Origin of the sequence: Lacicoccus alkaliphilus DSM 16010 (genome assembly GCF_900142805.1) — a bacterium.
Classification (GTDB): domain Bacteria; phylum Bacillota; class Bacilli; order Staphylococcales; family Salinicoccaceae; genus Lacicoccus; species Lacicoccus alkaliphilus.
On sequence record NZ_FRCF01000010.1, the window covers coordinates 1 to 18,239 of the forward strand.

Annotated in this window: 25 protein-coding genes; 1 reads left to right on the forward strand and 24 read right to left on the reverse strand. The window is 46.3% G+C overall.

Going from position 1 to position 18,239, the window contains the following annotated elements; all coding sequences use genetic code 11:
• A partial coding sequence (locus BUA12_RS09985; protein WP_143146129.1) for a LysM peptidoglycan-binding domain-containing protein occupies positions 1–518 on the reverse strand: 518 nt, incomplete at its 3' end.
• 507 nt (positions 519–1,025) lie between these two features.
• Positions 1,026–1,613 (reverse strand): single-stranded DNA-binding protein, encoded by a 588-nt coding sequence (locus BUA12_RS09990; RefSeq protein WP_072710470.1) that lies wholly within the window; start codon positions 1,611–1,613, stop codon positions 1,026–1,028.
• Positions 1,614–1,797: 184 nt separating this feature from the next.
• Here BUA12_RS09990 and BUA12_RS09995 point away from each other — a divergent pair, with 184 nt between their 5' ends.
• Positions 1,798–2,220 (forward strand): YwpF family protein, encoded by a 423-nt coding sequence (locus tag BUA12_RS09995; RefSeq protein ID WP_072710471.1) that lies wholly within the window; start codon positions 1,798–1,800, stop codon positions 2,218–2,220.
• A gap of 4 nt (positions 2,221–2,224) precedes the next feature.
• Here BUA12_RS09995 and fabZ read toward each other — a convergent pair whose 3' ends face one another.
• The 22 genes from fabZ to BUA12_RS10105 all read right to left on the reverse strand — a co-directional run bounded on the left by fabZ (position 2,225) and on the right by BUA12_RS10105 (position 18,228).
• Positions 2,225–2,662 carry a 3-hydroxyacyl-ACP dehydratase FabZ gene (gene fabZ / locus BUA12_RS10000; RefSeq protein WP_072710472.1) on the reverse strand — a complete coding sequence of 146 codons (438 nt, stop codon included), beginning with the start codon at positions 2,660–2,662 and terminating at the stop codon, positions 2,225–2,227.
• A 3-nt stretch (positions 2,663–2,665) separates the two neighbouring features.
• The gene (locus BUA12_RS10005) at positions 2,666–2,854 is read right to left on the reverse strand and encodes a DNA-directed RNA polymerase subunit beta (protein ID WP_072710473.1); all 189 of its coding nucleotides are present in this window, start codon (positions 2,852–2,854) and stop codon (positions 2,666–2,668) included.
• Between the two features lie 14 nt (positions 2,855–2,868).
• Complete coding sequence (murA, locus tag BUA12_RS10010) at positions 2,869–4,158, reverse strand: UDP-N-acetylglucosamine 1-carboxyvinyltransferase (RefSeq protein WP_072710474.1); 1,290 nt, start codon at positions 4,156–4,158, stop codon at positions 2,869–2,871.
• Positions 4,159–4,252: 94 nt separating this feature from the next.
• Complete coding sequence (locus tag BUA12_RS10015) at positions 4,253–4,483, reverse strand: DUF1146 family protein (protein ID WP_072710475.1); 231 nt, start codon at positions 4,481–4,483, stop codon at positions 4,253–4,255.
• Between the two features lie 41 nt (positions 4,484–4,524).
• Positions 4,525–4,929: a F0F1 ATP synthase subunit epsilon gene (locus BUA12_RS10020; protein ID WP_072710476.1), complete on the reverse strand. Its 405-nt coding sequence runs from the start codon at positions 4,927–4,929 to the stop codon at positions 4,525–4,527.
• 19 nt (positions 4,930–4,948) lie between these two features.
• On the reverse strand, positions 4,949–6,361 hold the full coding sequence (gene atpD / locus BUA12_RS10025; RefSeq protein WP_072710477.1) for a F0F1 ATP synthase subunit beta: 1,413 nt from the start codon (positions 6,359–6,361) through the stop codon (positions 4,949–4,951).
• A gap of 21 nt (positions 6,362–6,382) precedes the next feature.
• Entirely contained in the window at positions 6,383–7,261 is an 879-nt protein-coding gene (atpG, locus tag BUA12_RS10030) for an ATP synthase F1 subunit gamma (protein ID WP_072710478.1), read from the reverse strand.
• A 33-nt stretch (positions 7,262–7,294) separates the two neighbouring features.
• Positions 7,295–8,803 carry a F0F1 ATP synthase subunit alpha gene (gene atpA, locus BUA12_RS10035; protein WP_072710479.1) on the reverse strand — a complete coding sequence of 503 codons (1,509 nt, stop codon included), beginning with the start codon at positions 8,801–8,803 and terminating at the stop codon, positions 7,295–7,297.
• A gap of 17 nt (positions 8,804–8,820) precedes the next feature.
• Positions 8,821–9,363 (reverse strand): ATP synthase F1 subunit delta, encoded by a 543-nt coding sequence (gene atpH, locus BUA12_RS10040; protein WP_072710480.1) that lies wholly within the window; start codon positions 9,361–9,363, stop codon positions 8,821–8,823.
• Positions 9,363–9,878: a F0F1 ATP synthase subunit B gene (locus BUA12_RS10045; RefSeq protein ID WP_072710481.1), complete on the reverse strand. Its 516-nt coding sequence runs from the start codon at positions 9,876–9,878 to the stop codon at positions 9,363–9,365. Before BUA12_RS10045 ends, atpH begins: the two co-directional genes overlap by 1 nt.
• A 96-nt stretch (positions 9,879–9,974) precedes the next feature.
• On the reverse strand, positions 9,975–10,190 hold the full coding sequence (gene atpE / locus BUA12_RS10050; protein WP_072710482.1) for a F0F1 ATP synthase subunit C: 216 nt from the start codon (positions 10,188–10,190) through the stop codon (positions 9,975–9,977).
• A 47-nt stretch (positions 10,191–10,237) separates the two neighbouring features.
• Positions 10,238–10,975 (reverse strand): F0F1 ATP synthase subunit A, encoded by a 738-nt coding sequence (gene atpB / locus BUA12_RS10055; protein ID WP_072710483.1) that lies wholly within the window; start codon positions 10,973–10,975, stop codon positions 10,238–10,240.
• A gap of 13 nt (positions 10,976–10,988) precedes the next feature.
• Complete coding sequence (locus BUA12_RS10060; RefSeq protein WP_331463076.1) at positions 10,989–11,351, reverse strand: ATP synthase subunit I; 363 nt, start codon at positions 11,349–11,351, stop codon at positions 10,989–10,991.
• A 183-nt stretch (positions 11,352–11,534) separates the two neighbouring features.
• On the reverse strand, positions 11,535–12,164 hold the full coding sequence (gene upp / locus BUA12_RS10065; protein ID WP_072710485.1) for a uracil phosphoribosyltransferase: 630 nt from the start codon (positions 12,162–12,164) through the stop codon (positions 11,535–11,537).
• A gap of 33 nt (positions 12,165–12,197) precedes the next feature.
• Positions 12,198–13,439, reverse strand: coding sequence for a serine hydroxymethyltransferase (gene glyA, locus BUA12_RS10070; RefSeq protein WP_072710486.1), 1,242 nt, complete (start codon positions 13,437–13,439; stop codon positions 12,198–12,200).
• 24 nt (positions 13,440–13,463) lie between these two features.
• A complete protein-coding gene (locus tag BUA12_RS10075) occupies positions 13,464–14,015 on the reverse strand; it encodes a TIGR01440 family protein (protein ID WP_072710487.1) in 552 nt (183 codons plus the stop codon).
• Positions 13,984–14,412, reverse strand: coding sequence for a ribose 5-phosphate isomerase B (gene rpiB / locus BUA12_RS10080; protein WP_072710488.1), 429 nt, complete (start codon positions 14,410–14,412; stop codon positions 13,984–13,986). The genes BUA12_RS10075 and rpiB overlap by 32 nt, the downstream gene beginning before the upstream one ends.
• A gap of 66 nt (positions 14,413–14,478) precedes the next feature.
• Entirely contained in the window at positions 14,479–14,892 is a 414-nt protein-coding gene (locus BUA12_RS10085; protein ID WP_072710489.1) for an arsenate reductase/protein-tyrosine-phosphatase family protein, read from the reverse strand.
• Positions 14,885–15,937, reverse strand: a complete 1,053-nt coding sequence (locus tag BUA12_RS10090) for an L-threonylcarbamoyladenylate synthase (protein WP_072710552.1) — start codon at positions 15,935–15,937, stop codon at positions 14,885–14,887. The genes BUA12_RS10085 and BUA12_RS10090 overlap by 8 nt, the downstream gene beginning before the upstream one ends.
• 5 nt (positions 15,938–15,942) lie before the next feature.
• Positions 15,943–16,797, reverse strand: a complete 855-nt coding sequence (prmC, locus tag BUA12_RS10095; RefSeq protein ID WP_072710490.1) for a peptide chain release factor N(5)-glutamine methyltransferase — start codon at positions 16,795–16,797, stop codon at positions 15,943–15,945.
• Positions 16,784–17,863, reverse strand: coding sequence for a peptide chain release factor 1 (prfA, locus tag BUA12_RS10100; protein ID WP_072710491.1), 1,080 nt, complete (start codon positions 17,861–17,863; stop codon positions 16,784–16,786). The genes prmC and prfA overlap by 14 nt, the downstream gene beginning before the upstream one ends.
• Positions 17,864–17,970: 107 nt before the next feature.
• Positions 17,971–18,228 carry a type B 50S ribosomal protein L31 gene (locus BUA12_RS10105; RefSeq protein WP_072710492.1) on the reverse strand — a complete coding sequence of 86 codons (258 nt, stop codon included), beginning with the start codon at positions 18,226–18,228 and terminating at the stop codon, positions 17,971–17,973.
• Between the last annotated feature and the right edge of the window lie 11 nt (positions 18,229–18,239).

Consider the following 18,239-nt stretch of genomic DNA (forward strand, 5'->3'; position numbering starts at 1 on the left):
GGCTCTTCATATACTACAGGCTCTTCCACTGTTTCCACTGCCGGCTCTTCATATACTACAGGCTCTTCCACTGTTTCCACTCCCGGCTCTTCCACTACTTCCGGCGCTTGTACAGGAGCAACCTCAGTTGCTGCATCTGCAGATACAGTCAACTTATTACCAGGAAAAATTAAATCTGAAGTCAAATTATTCATATCCATCAATTCTTTAACAGTCAAATTGAATTCCGATGCGATCTCAAACAGTGTATCTCCAGGCTGGATTACATAGATGCCTTCTTCAGCCACTACTTCAGCTTCAGCTTCTCCAGCTACTTGAAGCACCTGTCCAGGGAAGATTAAATCTGATGAAAGATCGTTTGCTTCTTTCAATGCTGCCACTGATGTGGAGTTCGCAGCTGCGATTTCGGATAAAGTGTCACCTGATTGTACTTCGTGTCCTTTTTCGGAAGCTTCTGCGTTGGCTGCAAATACTGATGAAACAGCGATTACTGTTCCTACGGATAATAATTTTTTCATTTGAAATTTCCTCCTGTTTTAACCTGTATATATTTAGAAAGTTTTTGTAATGTATCGTTCGTTTAATGTCTTCCTAATCACTAGTAGTACTATAACAGATATAAATATTTCATAGGTTACAGGGAGATAAAATGTTAAGGCTTCTTTTACAGCAGTGTTACAAAAAGATTTCTTCAACATTTTAATTATTTCATCAGGAGGAATTATTATGTATTTATTAACTTTTTACACATTTATGTTAAGATGACCTTTTGAAAAACGCTGTCATATCAATGCTGAAAGCGATAATTAAATTTCGCCCTCTATTTCTATAATTGACAATATAGTCTGACAACCGTAATAAATTAAATCACATTGTAATAAAATTTATTGAAGATTTTCTTTACATTTCATAAAAAAGACATCTCCGGCATTTTTACGCAGATAAAATACCGGATAATGTCAATTGTGAGTGTGAGTAGTCAGGTGCAGAACAATAAAAAGTGTGTGGGAGTGCTTCTGAGTCATTTATGCAAGGACTTTTTCCTCACCGGTTCCTTCTTTGTTTTCCCCGGATTCATCAATCTCAATTTCCTCAGCTTCTTTGATCAAGTTTTCCAAAACCTCGACATTCTTATCTTCAATGGGTACTTTGACTAATTCTTCATGAGCACTTTTGTTAAAGTCATTCTTCGTCAGTGTCAGTATGCGCTCCTCTCCAACGAAATCGTAGCGATTGTAGTTTTTGATCGCTTCATTGATCAACTCACTCGGATTTTTAATGTTCTGGCTGTTGTTCAGTTTTTCCGGCATCAGCTTTACACTTTCCGCCCAGACCTCCATCCGATATTCTTTCGTGCCATTTTCCATCGTATGCATGGTCGTGGCGAGTTGTCCGCTCACACATATAATCTGGCCTTCACTGACACTGTCCAGTAAGTTTGGTATCGCTTTTCCAAACCCTTTACAATATATGAAATGCACTTCATGATCACGTTTATGATCTTTAGGTATTCTGATTGTCGCCAGTATGAATGAATTCACTTGTGTGTTATTGCCCTGCTTTACTGAAATATTTCTGACCAGCTCTCCGACAAGCACCACTTTATTCAACATTATTCCACCTCCTTCCTGCTATCAGCTTAAATTGGAGTTGAATTTTCTGCAAATGACAACAATTTAAATTTTGAGGTAAATATAATACAATAAATATATAACTGTACTCAAAAATGAACAGGAATCAAAAAACCGGCTGCAGAAATACGAAATCTGTAGTTTTTAAACTTTAAGGGGGGATTTCATGAAATCATTTAAAATTGTAGAAATAAAAATGCAGAATGAAAATAACTACATCATTCTTGATTTGATAGACGGCGTCATCATTAATAATGAAGTCAGCAAGGACTCGTGGATTGTTGAAGTCGCCACTTCCGAGGATTTCAAAGATATATTGGAGGAGTTCATAGGAACCGAGGTGACGCTCCTCATACGAATCACCAGAGCCTCCAATACTCCGGCGCTGTTCCATGGTAAATTAATGGAGATGAACAATATCAGCGTCGGCCTGTCCCTCATATTCATTGGAGACATCATACAGCAGGGACCGCACTATGCAGAAGAATTGCTTGAAAAGCTCATGCAGGAAAATTATGAAGGCGAAGCATTGCTCAATGAATTCAAAACCCGCATGGAGTCGAAAGAAGATATAAAAACATCCGACTGATCAATCAGTCGGATGTTTTGTCCTGTATGGCAAAAGTGATTTCACACTGACATGCCACTTCCCCATCGACAAGGGCCACTGCTTTGCCTTTGCCGATCGGCCCTTTTATTTTGGTGATTTCTACAGTCAGTTCCAGTGTATCACCCGGTGTGACCTGGCGTCTGAACTTACACTTATCTATGCCTGCAAAGAATGCAAGCTTTCCTTTAAATTCCGGCTGCTGCAATAATGCGACACCGCCGACCTGTGCAAGTGCTTCAACTATCAGCACCCCCGGCATCACAGCATACTCCGGAAAATGTCCCGCAAAGTAAGGTTCATTTCCAGAAACCTGTTTTATCCCGGTACAGCTGACGCCGGGTTCAATTTCTGTCACACGGTCAATCAATAAAAAGGGGGGTCTGTGTGGAATGATTGCTTTGATCTGATCATAAGTAAGCATAATTTATACCTCTGTCAAGTTAATGATGTGTTCCCAAGTTTCCAATCTGAATACTTCAAAAGGGTTATCCAAAATGCCGTAACCGATCATCAGCCCTGCAAAGAAAACGATGATCGCCACGTACAGGAATAGTAGAATGCGAACAACTAACGGAAAACGTCTGTGAACTAATTTTTTAGGTGTTCCTTCCATTTTAAAACCTCATTCTAGTTAGTCACCGGCGCTTTGGTCTTATCCTGGTCACTGACTCTTTCAATATCTGCACCCAACCGGCTTAATTTTTCATGAAAATCAACATACCCGCGATCCAAATGTCTTAACTCTGTCACTACAGTATACCCATCGGCTGCCAATCCTGCCAGTATCAGTGCAGCGGCTGCACGGAGATCAGTGGCTTTAACCCGGGCACCCTGAAGATTGTCCACGCCTTTTATCAATGCGGTGTTCTCTTCGAGCGAAATATCGGCATTCATCCCCGTAAATTCCGCTACATGCATGAAGCGGTTCTCAAATATGGTCTCAGTGATGGTGCTTGTACCTTTGACCGTCGTCAGAAGCGCCATCATCTGACTCTGCATGTCGGTTGGAAATCCTGGATGGGGCATCGTTTTGACATTGGTGGGTTTCATGTTATCAGCAGGTATGATCGTGACTTCATTTTCATCCTCCACGAATTTAACGCCCATGTCTTCAAGCTTCGATACGAGGGCCGTGAGATGATCGAGGACGACATTCTTCAATGTGATTTCACTCTTCGTGATTGCTCCGGCAATCATGAATGTCCCTGCTTCTATTCTGTCGGGAATGACCTCATGAGGGGCACCCTTCAGTTCTTCCACACCTTCTATTACGATATGACTTGTTCCGGCGCCTTTGACATTACCACCCATGCTGTTGATGTACTTTGCCAGGTCCTCGATTTCCGGCTCCATCGCCACATTTTCAAGACGGGTGACACCTTCTGCGAGACTCGCTGCCATAATCAGGTTCTGCGTCGCACCGACACTTGGAAAATCAAGATTGATTCTCGCGCCTTTCAGCCTGCCGTCTGTATATCCTTCGATATTCCCGTCGACATTTGAAAAAGAAGCGCCCATCTTCTCGAGTCCTTTAATGTGCTGTTCAATCGGCCGGCTGCCAATCGCACAACCACCCGGCATCGCAATCGTACACTTGCCGTAACGGCCGAGCAGCGGCCCCATTACAAGCATACTTGCCCGCATTTTACTCACCAGGTCATAGGGGGCGTTATGGTTGAGGCCCTTGGAGGCATCCACCGAGACCATTCCATTGCCGGTCTCCACTTCTGCGCCCAACAGCTTCAACAGTGATGTTAAATTTTCCACGTCGGATAACTCCGGCACGTTGGTTATATCTGATTTCCCTTTTTCAGGCAGCAGAGACGCCACCAAGATGGGCAAAACGGCATTTTTAGATCCTTCAATGGTGACGGAACCCGTTAATTTCTGACCACCCTTGACTATTATCTTATCCATTATCCACACTCCATTAAGTAGTTAAAATACGTCCTATTTAACTATAGTCTATATTATAGCTGTCTAAACATGTTGTAAAGTTTTTCACCGTATTCTAATTGAATATTAATGAAGCGTCCTGGACAAGATAGAAGAAATCCATGATGAAGTTGCTTAAAGCACTGCCCAATAATACAGATATTACAATCAGCAGCAGAATGATCCTGCCGGTCTCGCCTTTTAAAAAGAGCCTTTGTATATTCAATCCCTGCAGTAGCCAGAAGCAGAATATCACACTCAGAATATGGAGTATTATATGCATTAAAGCCATTTGTGAAAATAACATGAATATCACCCTTAAAAAAAGCCCGGGGGAGCCCCCAGGCTTTATCTGTGTCTTGCAACTTCTATACGGTTCATTGCCCGTCGCAGTGCCAGCTCTGCACGGTATCTGTCTATCTTTTCGTCTTGTGACTGCTGCAGTAACTCTTCTGCACGCTGACGTGCTGCTTCAGCCCGTTCAGTATCTATATCTTCAGCAAACTCACCTGCTTGAACAAGTACAGTGACTTTTGAAGGATTGATTTCTGCAAAACCTTCAGTTACAGCAAAATATTCAAACTGACCATTTATCTTTGCCCGCAGACTACCTATTTTAAGTGCAGCGACAGTCGGGATATGTCCGGCCATAACACCCAGTTCACCTTGCTTGGACTGAAGTATGATGATTTCACAGTCTTCCTCGAAGAAGACGGATCCATTAGGAGTCACTATGTCGAGTGAAATTGTCATGTGATTTTACCTCCCGATTTTATACTTCTACACCCATGCCGCGTGCTTTTTCAAGTACATCTTCAATGCTGCCGACAAGTCGGAAGGCATCCTCAGGAATATGGTCGTAGTCACCTGTCAGGATTTCCTTGAATCCTCTGACAGTCTCTTCAACCGGTACATATGAACCTTTCTGACCGGTGAATTGTTCTGCCACGTGGAAGTTCTGACTTAAGAAGAACTGGATACGGCGTGCACGTGAGACCGTCACTTTATCTTCATCGGATAACTCATCCATACCAAGAATTGCGATGATATCCTGCAATTCGCGGTATTTCTGGATTGTCGCCTGAACTTCTCTGGCCACGTCATAGTGTTCCTCACCGACAACTGCAGGTGAGAGTGCACGGGACGTTGATGCCAGCGGGTCTACTGCCGGGTAAATACCCATCTCTGAAAGTTTACGTTCCAGGTTTGTCGTCGCATCCAAGTGCGCGAACGTCTGGGCAGGCGCCGGGTCGGTGTAGTCATCGGCTGGTACGAATACTGCCTGTATGGACGTTACTGATCCGGTGCTTGTCGTAGTGATCCTCTCCTGAAGTTGACCCATCTCGGTTGCAAGTGTCGGCTGGTAACCAACGGCTGACGGCATACGGCCGAGCAGCGCTGATACCTCTGAACCGGCCTGCGTGAAACGGAAAATGTTATCGATGAATAAGAGAACGTCCTGTCCCTGTTCATCCCTGAAGTACTCAGCCATCGTAAGGCCGGAAAGTGCAACACGCATACGCGCACCGGGCGGCTCGTTCATCTGACCGAATACCATTGCCGTTTTCTCGATAACACCTGAATCGCTCATTTCATAATAAAGGTCGTTACCTTCACGCGTACGTTCCCCGACTCCGGCGAATACTGAAATACCACCGTGTTCCTGGGCGACGTTGTTGATCAGTTCCTGGATCAATACTGTCTTACCTACTCCGGCACCGCCGAACAGGCCGATCTTACCGCCCTTTGTATACGGGGCAAGCAAGTCTACAACTTTAATTCCAGTTTCTAAAATTTCTACGTTTGTCGTCAGCTCATCAAATGTCGGAGCTTGTCTGTGAATCGGGTCTCTTCTCTCGGACTCTGGAATGGAGTCACCTAAATCAATATGTTCTCCTAATACGTTAAACACACGACCAAGAGTCGCTTCACCGACAGGTACTGTGATCGAACTGCCTGTATCGGTGACTTCAGCACCGCGTCGCAGTGCATCCGTTGATGCCATAGCAATTGTTCTGACGACGTTGTCACCCTGGTGGAGTGCAACTTCCAGAGTAAGGGAAGTCGTTTCATCACCTTTGTGGATGTCGACAGTCAATGCGTTATTCAATTCAGGCAGTTCGCCCTCATTAAAACGGACATCAACGACAGGACCCATGACTTGTACTACATGACCTAAAGCCATTCGTTTTCCTCCTAGCAAATCTTATTCAAGTGCGGCTGCGCCACCAACAATTTCTGTGATTTCCTGTGTGATTGCCGCTTGCCTTGCACGGTTGTATTCCAATGATAAATCATCAATGAGTTCTTTGGCATTATCAGTGGCAGCTTTCATAGCAGTCATTCTCGCTGCGTGCTCACTCGCTTTCGCTTCCAATAAAGATCCGTAGATGAGACTCTCTGCATACTGCGGCAATATCACCGACAGCAAAGATTCTTTATCCGGTTCGAATTCGTAATTTGTGAGTGTAGAATCCTTTGCCTGCCCCTCTTCGATTTCAGAACCTGTAAGAGGCAGCAGCTTGTCAGCCTTCACTTTCTGCTCAAGCACATTGATGAATTCATTATAAATGATGAAGAGTTCATCAATATCTTCCTCTATAAAACTGGATACAGCTTCATGAGTAATCTCTTTCACACTGCTGAAATCAGGTTGATCTGCCAGACCGGTGCGGTAATTTGCGACGTTGTAGCCGCGGGAGGTCAAAAATTCATAACCCATCTTACCGATGACAAGAATATCGTAAAATTCCGGGTCATCATTATGACGCTCTTTTATTTCACCAGTCAGCTTTTTAAGTACGTTTGCGTTATAAGGACCTGCAAGACCGCTGTCTGCAGTGATCACTACATAACCCGTACGTTTGACAGGACGTTCTTCCAGCATCGGGTGGTCTGCTCCCGAGTCTCCGGTTGCTATCGCCCGTACCGCTTCCTGCAGTTTGTCGCGATATGCATGGAATCTGCTTGCGTTCTCTTCCGCACGGCGGAGTTTGGAGTTCGACACCATGTGCATTGCACTGGTGATCTGACTCATCTTCTTCGTCGATCCTATGCGTCCTTTTATCTCTCTGAGTGAAGCCATAAATTCACCACCTTATCCATCTTAGTCTCAGGCTTATTTTGAAGGATTGAAAATTTTCTTGAAACTGTCTATTGCTTCAACGAACACTTCATCATCCGGCAACTGTTTTGTATCACGGATACTGTTAAGCAGTTCTTTCTGATTTGAATCCATCCAACTTAAGAATTCATCTTCAAAACGCGTAATATCTTCGACTAAAATATCATCCAGGTGTCCATTTACGAGTGCATAAAGGATTGCAACCTGATATTCAACTTTCAGCGGGTTGTTTTCTCCCTGCTTCAGGACTTCAACAGTTCTCTTACCGCGTTCAAGTTTTGAAGCTGTCGCTTCATCAAGATCTGAACCGAACTGGGCGAATGACTCCAGCTCACGGAATGAAGCAAGGTCAAGCCTCAATGTACCTGCAACCTTTTTCATCGCTTTGATCTGTGCAGATCCACCTACACGGGATACTGAAAGTCCAGCGTTGATCGCAGGTCTCACACCCGAGAAGAACAGGTCGGACTGCAGGAAGATCTGGCCATCCGTGATGGATATCACGTTGGTCGGTACGTAAGCACTGATGTCCCCTGCCTGTGTTTCAATGAATGGGAGTGCAGTGATTGAACCGCCGCCAAGATCATCATTAAGTTTGGCAGCCCGCTCAAGCAGACGGCTGTGCAGGTAGAAGACGTCACCCGGGTAAGCTTCACGGCCCGGCGGACGACGCAGCAGCAGTGATAACTCACGATAAGCAGCTGCCTGCTTTGTCAGGTCATCATAAACGACCAATACATGCTTTCCGTTGAACATGAACTCTTCAGCCATGGATACACCGGCATACGGTGCGATGTATAATAAAGGTGCTGGCTGTGATGCACTCGCCGATACGACGATTGTGTAATCAAGCGCACCATTTTTGCGCAAAGTTTCCACTGTAGAGGCTACAGTCGATTCTTTCTGACCGATTGCAACATAGACACAGATCATATCCTGATCCTTCTGGTTCAGGATCGTGTCGATTGCTACAGTCGTTTTACCTGTCTGACGGTCGCCGATGATCAGCTCACGCTGCCCGCGGCCGATGGGAACTAAAGCGTCGATCGCTTTAATGCCCGTCTGTAATGGTTGATCAACACTTTTACGGTCCATTACACCGGTTGCAGGGCTTTCAATTGGTCTTGATTTTGTTGCAGCGATCGGTCCTTTGCCGTCTATAGGCTGGCCCAGTGAGTTGACAACACGGCCGATGAGCTCTTCACCTACGGGTACTTCCATGATCCTGCCCGTACGCTTGACTTCGTCGCCTTCTTTAATGTCATCATAAGGTCCTAAAATAACGATACCGATATTACTTTCTTCCAAGCTCTGAGCGAGTCCCAGTACACCACTTGGGAACTCCAGCAACTCTCCAGCCATTGCATCGTTCAAACCATGAGCAAGTGCAATACCGTCACCAACCTGGATGACCGTACCCGTGTCAGATACTGACATGTCCTGTTCATAATTTTCTATCTGGCTTTTTAAAAGAGCACTAATTTCGTCAGCTTTGATTGCCATGAATGTCACTCCTCAAATTAACTATTCGCGTGTGCCTTGAATTGACCTTTTAAAGTGTTCAACTGACCTCTGATGGAAGCATCATAGACTTTAGTATCTATGAAGACCCTGATGCCGCCGATCAAGTCTTCGTTCACTTCATTTTCAATCAACAGTTTTTTCAACCCGGTTTTCCTGATGAAAACTTTGCCGATATCATCCAGTTCCTCACCGGATAATTTATAGACGGATTCCACAAGTACATATGCCTGATTGAAATGGGCGTTGTACAATTGGATGAAATCTTCATAAATGTCTTCAATTCCGGTCATCTTGCCTTTGTCGGACAAAACCCGCAACAGATTGTAGAGCGGGCTTTCAACTTCTTTGAACGTATTTTCAATGACCGCTTTTCTATCATCTCTGGATATTTTCGGATTCGATATGAAAGCATAGAAATTCGGTACATTACGCACCGATTCTATGACTTTGCTGAAATCCTTCTTAACATTGTTCAGTGTATCGTCATCATGGATCGCATTGAAGAGGGCTTTGGAATAGTTATTCGCTGAAATAGCCATTATTTATCCCCTGCTTCCTGTAAGTACTGTTTCACCAGCTGCTGCTGATCCTGATGATCCATTTCTTTTGAAATCATCTTCTCGGCAATGAGTATTGACAACTCTGCCACTTGATCATTGATTTCTGCAATCGCTTTTTCTTTTTCTCTTTCAACATCAGCCTTCGCATTTGCCATAAGCTGATTTGCGCGGGTATTCGCATCATGAATGATTGTTTCCTGCTCTTTATTCGCCTGGGCTCTCGCATCTTCCATGATTGAGGAAATATCCGCCTGGGTCTGCTTGACCAATTCTTCATTTTCTTTCTGCAGACGCTGCGCTTCAATCCTGCGGTTTTCCGCATCATCAATTTCTGAATGTATGAGGTTCTCCCTGTCATCCATCACTTTTTTCAACGGCTTCCAGACAAAATATGACAGAGCCCCAAGCAGAACAAGGAAACTCACAAGCAGTACGAGACTGCTCCCGATTGCCACACCAACATCTCCAGTATTCCCTAGTATAAGAAATTCCACTTATGTACACTCCTTTCAAGAAAGTTTCGTTCACTCTTCAAACAACATAATAAGAGGGCGAAATCTTGATATAAGACTTCGCCATAGTAACGATTCTTAGAACGTGAACATAAGTAGGAATGCGATAACGATCGCCATGATCGGAACGGCCTCAACAACACCGATACCGATGAACATGATCGTTTGGAGCGGACCTCTTGCTTCCGGCTGACGTGCCACCGCTTCAACTGTCTTCGAAACTACCATACCAATACCAAAGCTCGCTCCAAGTGCTGCCAATCCTGCTGCAATACCAGCTGCAAGTAAACTCATAAAATATTTCCTCCTAAATAGATATAAATGTGATTTTATTTTTTATATTAATGATCATCGCTCAGCTTATGTGAGAGATAAACCATTGCTAACATAACGAATATAAACGCCTGGATCGCACTGATGAACAGTTTGAACCCTTGCCATACCATCAGTGGGATGAATCCACCGACCGCTCCGAGTATACCACCGGTTGTGATCAGGGAGACCAGCAGCAACAACAGGATTTCCCCTGCGTAGATGTTACCGTAAAGACGAAGACCTAACGTTAAATTATATGTAAATTCTTCAATGAACTTGATTGGTGCCATGAACCACATCGGTTGAAAATACGATTTAACATAGTTCCCCATTCCCTGCATCTGGACCCCGTAATAATGTGTCAGTACAATCATCAGTCCTGCAAGCGTCAGCGTCACTGTTGGATCCGCAGTAGGCGATTTCCACCATAACGTATGCGCTTCGTCCGGAAGAATGATTGTAAATGGTATACCGAGTATATTGGCCACAAAGATGAACGCAATCAGAGTAATTGCCATGAAGTGGAATTTCCCACCCTGCTTCCAGGCCATGTTGCTTGAAATCATACCTTTAACGAAGTTCATCAGTGTTTCCATGAGAACTTGCGGCTTACCTGTCGGCCTTACAGCAAGTTTACGTGTCATGAAGAAAAACACGAAGAACACAATCAGACAAGTAATGATAATCATCAATGAAGTCGACAGATCGAACATTACCGGCAAACCGAATAAGTCAATCGTAAACGTTGGAGTTCCGTGTTCCATTATTTCACCTCTTTCACTTCGTTAATTCTCTGACAGCATGAAAAACAATTAATACATAACCAAGGAGAAGACCTATGGCTATCGCAAAAATGTTGAATGTTTCAGGGAACCTCAGCCACACGAACAGTGTCACAAATACAATGATGAACCTCGTCATTATCCCGAGTCTCACTTTGCCGCCTTCTTCATCCTGTGCGTTCTCCAAGTTGTAGTACCAGTTGAAAATCATGAGAGTGGACGCAGCTGTGCCTAAAAACAATCCGGCTGCTATGGATGACTGTGTAAGAATGACAAAGAATAAACTGCCGATGAGAGGAAAAGAAAAATATCGCAAGAAATGAGTGTAAAATCTTCTGAAAAATGACACTATCAACACAATCTCCTAGTGGTTTAAAGCTTCCTAGAGTAACTTTCACATTCCCCTTGTAATAATATATGAGTGCAATTTTTGTGTCAATAACATGGAGGGATTTATTTAACCAACTCCAACCCCCGCCATATTATCGACACAATTCATCACACCTGTAAACTTGAGGGCTTTCGCTCGATGAGCCGTCGGTCATTTTGTCCCGAACAGGCGGTCTCCTGCATCACCGAGGCCCGGAACTATATAACTATGGTCATCCAGCCTGTCGTCGAGTGCTGCGATATAGATGTCCACATCAGGGTGGGCTTTCTGCAGCGTCTCAACGCCTTCCGGCGCCGCAATCAGGCAGATGAAGCGGATTTTGCTGCCGCCTCTTTTTTTGATTGCGGTGATCGCCTCGACTGCGGATGCCCCCGTGGCAAGCATGGGATCGATGACGAAAATATCACGTTCCTCGATATCCCCCGGGAACTTTGCATAGTACTCTATGGCCTGCAGTGTATCCGGGTCGCGGTACAGGCCGATATGGCCGACGCGTGCAGACGGTATCAGCTTGTGGATGCTCTCCTGCATCCCGAGTCCCGCCCTTAAGATCGGCACAAGACAGATTTTTTTACCGCTCAGCCTTTTCGCTGTCGTCGTCTGTATCGGCGTCTCCACCTCAACCTCTTCCAGATCGAGGTCCCTGGTCACTTCATAGGCCATCAGCATGCCCACTTCATCGACCAGTTCCCTGAAAGTTTTCGTCGGAGTGTTCTTATCCCTTATAAAACCCATCTTATGCTGGATAAGGGGGTGCTCCATCACTTGAACCTTTGACATATTAGTCCTCCTGTCCGTCAAATTCCATATTGATTACTGCCCGCCGTATAACGGGTAATCGGCAGTCAGTGCGTGGACCTGCTCCTTGATGCCTTCCAGGCTTTCTCCGTCCCTGGTGCGCTTCAGCGTCTCGACCATCAATTCAGCCACTTTTTCCATCTCTTTTTCCTTGAATCCCCTTGTCGTCATCGCAGGTGTGCCCAAACGGACGCCGCTTGTCACGAACGGTGATTCCTGATCGAACGGTATGGTGTTCTTATTGCATGTGATGCCGATTTCATCAAGTGCTTCTTCCGCCTTCTTGCCGGTCAGTTCGAAGCTTTTCACATCCACGAGGACGATATGGTTGTCCGTGCCGCCGGAAACGATTCTGAGACCGCCTTCAGTCAGTCCTTTGGCCAGCGCCTGTGCGTTCTTGATCACCTGCTGCTGGTACGCCTTGAAGCCATCCTGCTGTGCTTCTCCGAATGCCACTGCCTTGGCTGCGATGATGTGCATCAATGGTCCGCCCTGGATGCCCGGGAAGATGATTTTATTGAGGGATTTTGCATACTTTTCCTTTGCGAGGATGATTCCGCCCCTCGGCCCTCTTAAAGTCTTATGTGTTGTGGAAGTGACGAAGTCCGCATGAGGCACCGGATTCGGATGCAGTCCAGCTGCAACGAGGCCTGCAATATGCGCCATGTCCACCATGAAATACGCACCGACTTCATCTGCGATCTCACGGAATTTGGCGAAATCGATCTGTCTGGAATAGGCGCTCGCACCTGCAATGATAAGCTTCGGCTGCTCTTTTTTCGCGATTTCCATGACCACATCATAGTCGATCGTCTCGTCCTCTTCTTTGACACCGTACTCGCTGAACTCATACATCGTTCCGCTGAAGTTCACCGGGCTGCCGTGCGTCAGATGTCCGCCGTGATTCAGGTTCATACCAAGCACTTTATCGCCCGGTTCAAGTATCGAGAAATAGACGCCCATATTCGCCTGTGAACCGGAATGTGGCTGGACGTTGACATACTCGGCACCGAAGATTTCCTTCAATCTTTCCCTCGCCAGATCCTCTACGACATCAACGTGTTCACAACCGCCGTAGTAGCGCTTGTTAGGATATCCTTCTGCATATTTATTCGTCAGGATTGAACCCTGCGCTTCCAGCACAGCCTTTGAAACAAAGTTCTCCGAGGCAATCAATTCAATGTTTTTATCCTGACGGTTGAATTCCGATTCTATTGCTTCAAATAATTTTGAATCCTGTGATTTGATATGTGACATACTGACTCTCTCCATTCATCTTAATTAATTATTATATTTGGCTCTCGGACCGCCGATCAATTTAGGCCGCGTTCTGGCCATGGTGACCATCGCCTGCCCGACCATCTTCGTGTCGGTCCTGAAAGGTACTGCTACATGTTTCAAATGCATGCCGATCAATGTCTGACCGATATCGATGCCCGCATCCGCAGTGACAAATTCCGCGACGGCGGCATCGTCCATCTGTTTGTATGCATGTTCACTCAGGCTGCCCCCGGCGCTCCTGTGGGGGACGACGCTCACTTCGCCGTATCCGGACGCCTCAAGCGTCTTTCTTTCCATCGTGACGGCACGGTTGATATGCTCACACCCCTGGAACATGAGATGGACGCCATGCTTTTCCTTGATGTCCTTAAGGCAGTCATAAATGACTCCCGCTGCTTCCATCGAACTGTTTTTGCCGATATGCTGACCGATGACCTCCGAGGTCGAACAACCGATGATCAGCCTCTGGCCTTCAAAGAAGAAATTTTCAGCTTCGAGTTCATCGATAAGCGTTTCCAAATCATTCTTCAATTTTACAAACTCTTCGTTCATGTCGACCACCCTCAAATTCAGTATTTAACCAAATATCGACGATATCCAGTGCAAGACCTTCGCCGACCACTCTCTCGCCCATGGCAAGGACGTTCGAATCATTGTGCTGCCGCGTCGCTCTTGCTGAGAATGTATCATGCACCAGTGCACTGCGGATGCCTTTGACTTTATTGGCTGATATGCTCATGCCGATTCCTGTGCCGCAGACAAGGATGCCTTTATCATACTCCCCGGCCGCCACCTTTTCCGCAAGAGGCTTTGCGTAGTCGGGATAATCGACGGAGTCTGCCGTCTCGGGACCGAAATCCGTCACATCAAGACCCTTTTCTTTCAAGTCATCCACGATCGCCCGTTTCAGGTTGAAACCGCCGTGATCTGACCCCACTATTATTTTCATATTTTCACCTCATTCGTATTATATATAAAATTACCGTCACCAAGTAATCATAGTACTTTTCACAAATTATTTAAACAATTTCCCTAAAAATTTTGTCAATTGTGAATATACCGCCCTGTAATCCCCGTCACTGCCGCCGATCGGGTCCGTGATATCCACGGTTGTGCCATCTGCGTATTCACTCAACAAATATACTTCCGCCTCCGGGTACATGCTTTTGATGAAAGATTCATGATCTCTTGTCATAACAAGTAATACAGAACCCTCAACATCTTCCGGCTTCAGCTGTGCCGGCCCCTCCGGACGGACGAGACCTTCATCTTCCACGATTTTCATGGTGCCCGGGTTCACCCCGTCTTCCGTCACCATCAGCCCGCGGGAAGTGAAGGTGCTGCCTTTGGAAATTGTTTTCGCATAACTCTCTGCAAGCGGGCTCCTGCAGGTGTTGCCTGTGCATACGAAAATGATCCGCCTATTCACTTATCTGCTCCCCTTTTATCAATACGTCACCCGTCGCCTTGTAGATCCTGTTCAATAATGCCGCCGAGGAGGGATTCTCCCTGAATCTGTAGATATAGATCTTATCCACGTCCGATTTATCCATCTTTCTGAGCGCCCCGTAAAGGTTCTTTGCAGCCTCCCTGTAGTCATCCTCTTTCCGGCACAGGCTGATGAATTCCACTTCGTCGGGCACCGAGCTGCGGAATGATTCAGGCGCGATGACTCCGAGCTTTCTCTCATCTTTTTCGGCCTTCAGCGTCTGTCCCATGACGATACCTTCTATCAGGATCAGAGGCTGTGTCGGTGCATAGTGTTTATATTTCATCCCGGGTGAAACCGGCTTCGCTGCATCGCCTTCATGAACTTTGATTTCTTCATCGAGCACCCGCTCCAAATCCGCTTTTGTAATTTCTCCGGGCCTGGCGATCTGGTATGGGAATGTCGTACAATCGAGCACCGTGCTTTCAATGCCATAATTTGCAGGAGCGCTGTTGACCACACCATACATCTTCCCTTTCAAATCATCCACCACATGCCTGTAATCCGTGGGCGAAGGTTTCCCGCTGATGTTCGCACTCGGGGCGGCAAGCGGGATATCCGTATATTCCAGGATTTTCAGACCCACCGGATGACTCGGCATCCTGACTGCGACAGACCTCAAATCTGCAACTGTCTTGGCGGTGATATATCCGCCCTTCAACGGCAGGATGAAGGAAATCGGGCCCGGCCAGAATGCCTCCATCAGCCTTAATACCCGTTCGTCAGGTATTTCTGCAAATTTTTCAAGCTGATTTATATCATGTATATGGACGATCAGCGGGTTGTCCTGCGGCCTTCCTTTGGCCTGGAATATTTTCTGGATCGCTTCGGGGTTCCTCGCGTCCCCGGCCAGTCCATAAACGGTCTCGGTCGGCAATCCGATGATTTCGCCGTATGTCAGTGCCGTCTTGATCTCTTCAAGTTTTTCAGCCGTTTCCGGGCTGTCCAATTCCTCTGCTGATATTTCCCAGACTTTTGTCTTCAACTGACTCATCCCTCCCAGGTGAAATAAAGTATTCTATCCAGCTGATTCATATCTTTGACCACACCGTAATGTTTCGTCCCCGGCCACTTTTCCAATAAATGCTCCACAAGCGGCTCCTTTTGATCAAAACCGATTTCACAGTAGACACGCCCGCCCGGGCGCAGGACACCAGGCAGACCGTCAATCAGCCTCTTGTAAATCTGAAGGCCCGAGTCATCGGCAAAGAGCGCCTGATGCGGTTCATGGCGGAGTACCGAAGGTGTCATGATGCCGGTGGCCGCCCTGGAAATGTACGGCGGGTTTGATATGATCACATCCGCTTTTATACCGTGCCTGATCAGCGGTTCGTATAAATCCCCTTCATGGAAGTGGACGCTGACGTCATGCGTCTCAGCATTCTCTTTTGCGACTTCCAGGGCTGCAGGGGAGATATCGGTGGCAAGGACGATGTTTTCAGTCCAGCCCTTTTGCAGTGTCACCGGTATGACTCCCGTCCCGGTCCCTATATCGACAATCGTTTTGCCATCATCACTCTCCCGCTCCATGACAAACAGTACAAGCTCTTCAGTCTCGTTTCTTGGAATCAGTGTATCATTGGTCACTTTGAATTTTTCGCCGTAAAACCACGAAAACCCCACAACGTATTGATAGGGTTCCCCGGCGCATACTCTTTCAACGGACTCACCATACAAAGCCTTTGCCGCTGCCGGCATTTCATCATGGGCCTTCACCATCAGCTGAGTGGTCGTCAGGGAAAATAAATCCGCCATCAATAAATTTGCGATTTCCGTTTCCTGACCGCATTCAGCGAGATATCTCCTGCCTTCCCTGATGGCCTCCCCATACTTAAAAGGTGGCATTATTGAGCTCTTCAAGTTTTGATGTCTGTTCTTCAATGACCAGTGCATCAATGATCTCATCAAGTTTCCCTTCGATGATCTGATCGAGTTTCTGGAGCGTCAGCCCGATGCGGTGGTCTGTGACCCGGCTCTGCGGATAATTATAAGTCCTTATGCGTTCGGAACGGTCGCCTGTGCCGACAGCGGATTTCCTCTGCTGTGCATATTCAGCTTCCGCTTCCTGCTGCATCAGGTCATAAATCCTCGCCTTCAGCACCTTCATCGCACGCTCCCTGTTTTTAATCTGGGATTTTTCATCCTGTGAAGTCACAACGACCCCTGTCGGCAGATGTGTGATCCTTACGGCCGAGTCGGTCGTATTGACGTGCTGTCCGCCTGCGCCGCTCGAACGGTACGTATCGATTTTCAAATCTTCATTCCTGATGTCGATTTCGACATCTTCGACTTCAGGCAAAACCGCCACGGTTGCAGTCGATGTGTGGATGCGTCCGCCCGATTCCGTCTCCGGGACCCTTTGAACACGGTGTGCACCATTCTCGTATTTCAGTTTCGAATAGGCACCGTTACCCTGTATCATGAAGCTGATTTCTTTGTAACCGCCGTGGTCACTTGCGTTCGCTTCCACCACTTCCGTCTTCCATCCGTTATCTTCGGCAAAACGGGAATACATCCGGAAGAGGTCTCCGGCGAAAATCTGCGCCTCGTCCCCGCCGGCTGCACCGCGTATTTCCATGATGACGTTCTTGTCATCATTCGGGTCTTTTGGAATGAGTTGGAATTTCAACTCCTCTTCAAGCCGCGGCAGTGCTTTTTCAGACTCGGTGATCTCCTCTTTGAGCATCTCAAGCATTTCCTTATCGTCTGTTTCTCCCAGCATTCCCTTGGACTCGTCAATCGTCTCATTATGCTTTTTATATTCCCGATAAATATCGACTGTCTTCTGCAGGTCACTCTGCTCCTTGGAATACTCCCTCAGCTTATCGGGATCACTGACTATATCCGGGTCGCTCAACAGTTCATTGAGCTGTTCGTACCGGTTCTCGATTATCTCCAATTGATCAAACATATATTCACCTTTTCCGTCTTCTTTAATCTTAATAAGTATATCATATTTCCGGCACAAAAAAACTGCATTGAAACTTCTGTTTCAATGCAGTTTGATTGTCTTTCGGACTATTCGTTTTGTGATTTGAAACCGAATTTCTTGTTGAACTTTTCAACACGGCCATCCGCTGATGCGAATTTTTGGCGGCCTGTGTAGAATGGATGAGAATCTGATGAGATATCCAGTCGGATAACCGGATATTCGTTGCCATCTTCCCACTCCATCGTTTCATCGGAAGTACGTGTAGATCCACTTAAAAATTTATAATCCGTAGTAGAATCCAGGAATATGACTTTATGGTATTCCGGATGAGTGTTTTGCTTCATAATATTCATCT

Bases quoted from the DNA above. Each gene is read 5' to 3' on its own strand.
- BUA12_RS09990 (WP_072710470.1), bottom strand. From the start codon at position 1,613: ATGTTGAATAAAGTGGTGCTTGTCGGAGAGCTGGTCAGAAATATTTCA.
- BUA12_RS09995 (WP_072710471.1), top strand. From the start codon at position 1,798: ATGAAATCATTTAAAATTGTAGAAATAAAAATGCAGAATGAAAATAAC.
- fabZ (WP_072710472.1), bottom strand. From the start codon at position 2,662: ATGCTTACTTATGATCAGATCAAAGCAATCATTCCACACAGACCCCCC.
- BUA12_RS10005 (WP_072710473.1), bottom strand. From the start codon at position 2,854: ATGGAAGGAACACCTAAAAAATTAGTTCACAGACGTTTTCCGTTAGTT.
- murA (WP_072710474.1), bottom strand. From the start codon at position 4,158: ATGGATAAGATAATAGTCAAGGGTGGTCAGAAATTAACGGGTTCCGTC.
- BUA12_RS10015 (WP_072710475.1), bottom strand. From the start codon at position 4,483: ATGTTATTTTCACAAATGGCTTTAATGCATATAATACTCCATATTCTG.
- BUA12_RS10020 (WP_072710476.1), bottom strand. From the start codon at position 4,929: ATGACAATTTCACTCGACATAGTGACTCCTAATGGATCCGTCTTCTTC.
- atpD (WP_072710477.1), bottom strand. From the start codon at position 6,361: ATGGCTTTAGGTCATGTAGTACAAGTCATGGGTCCTGTCGTTGATGTC.
- atpG (WP_072710478.1), bottom strand. From the start codon at position 7,261: ATGGCTTCACTCAGAGAGATAAAAGGACGCATAGGATCGACGAAGAAG.
- atpA (WP_072710479.1), bottom strand. From the start codon at position 8,803: ATGGCAATCAAAGCTGACGAAATTAGTGCTCTTTTAAAAAGCCAGATA.
- atpH (WP_072710480.1), bottom strand. From the start codon at position 9,363: ATGGCTATTTCAGCGAATAACTATTCCAAAGCCCTCTTCAATGCGATC.
- atpE (WP_072710482.1), bottom strand. From the start codon at position 10,190: ATGAGTTTACTTGCAGCTGGTATTGCAGCAGGATTGGCAGCACTTGGA.
- atpB (WP_072710483.1), bottom strand. From the start codon at position 10,975: ATGGAACACGGAACTCCAACGTTTACGATTGACTTATTCGGTTTGCCG.
- upp (WP_072710485.1), bottom strand. From the start codon at position 12,164: ATGTCAAAGGTTCAAGTGATGGAGCACCCCCTTATCCAGCATAAGATG.
- glyA (WP_072710486.1), bottom strand. From the start codon at position 13,439: ATGTCACATATCAAATCACAGGATTCAAAATTATTTGAAGCAATAGAA.
- BUA12_RS10075 (WP_072710487.1), bottom strand. From the start codon at position 14,015: ATGAACGAAGAGTTTGTAAAATTGAAGAATGATTTGGAAACGCTTATC.
- rpiB (WP_072710488.1), bottom strand. From the start codon at position 14,412: ATGAAAATAATAGTGGGGTCAGATCACGGCGGTTTCAACCTGAAACGG.
- prmC (WP_072710490.1), bottom strand. From the start codon at position 16,797: ATGCCACCTTTTAAGTATGGGGAGGCCATCAGGGAAGGCAGGAGATAT.
- prfA (WP_072710491.1), bottom strand. From the start codon at position 17,863: ATGTTTGATCAATTGGAGATAATCGAGAACCGGTACGAACAGCTCAAT.
- BUA12_RS10105 (WP_072710492.1), bottom strand. From the start codon at position 18,228: ATGAAGCAAAACACTCATCCGGAATACCATAAAGTCATATTCCTGGAT.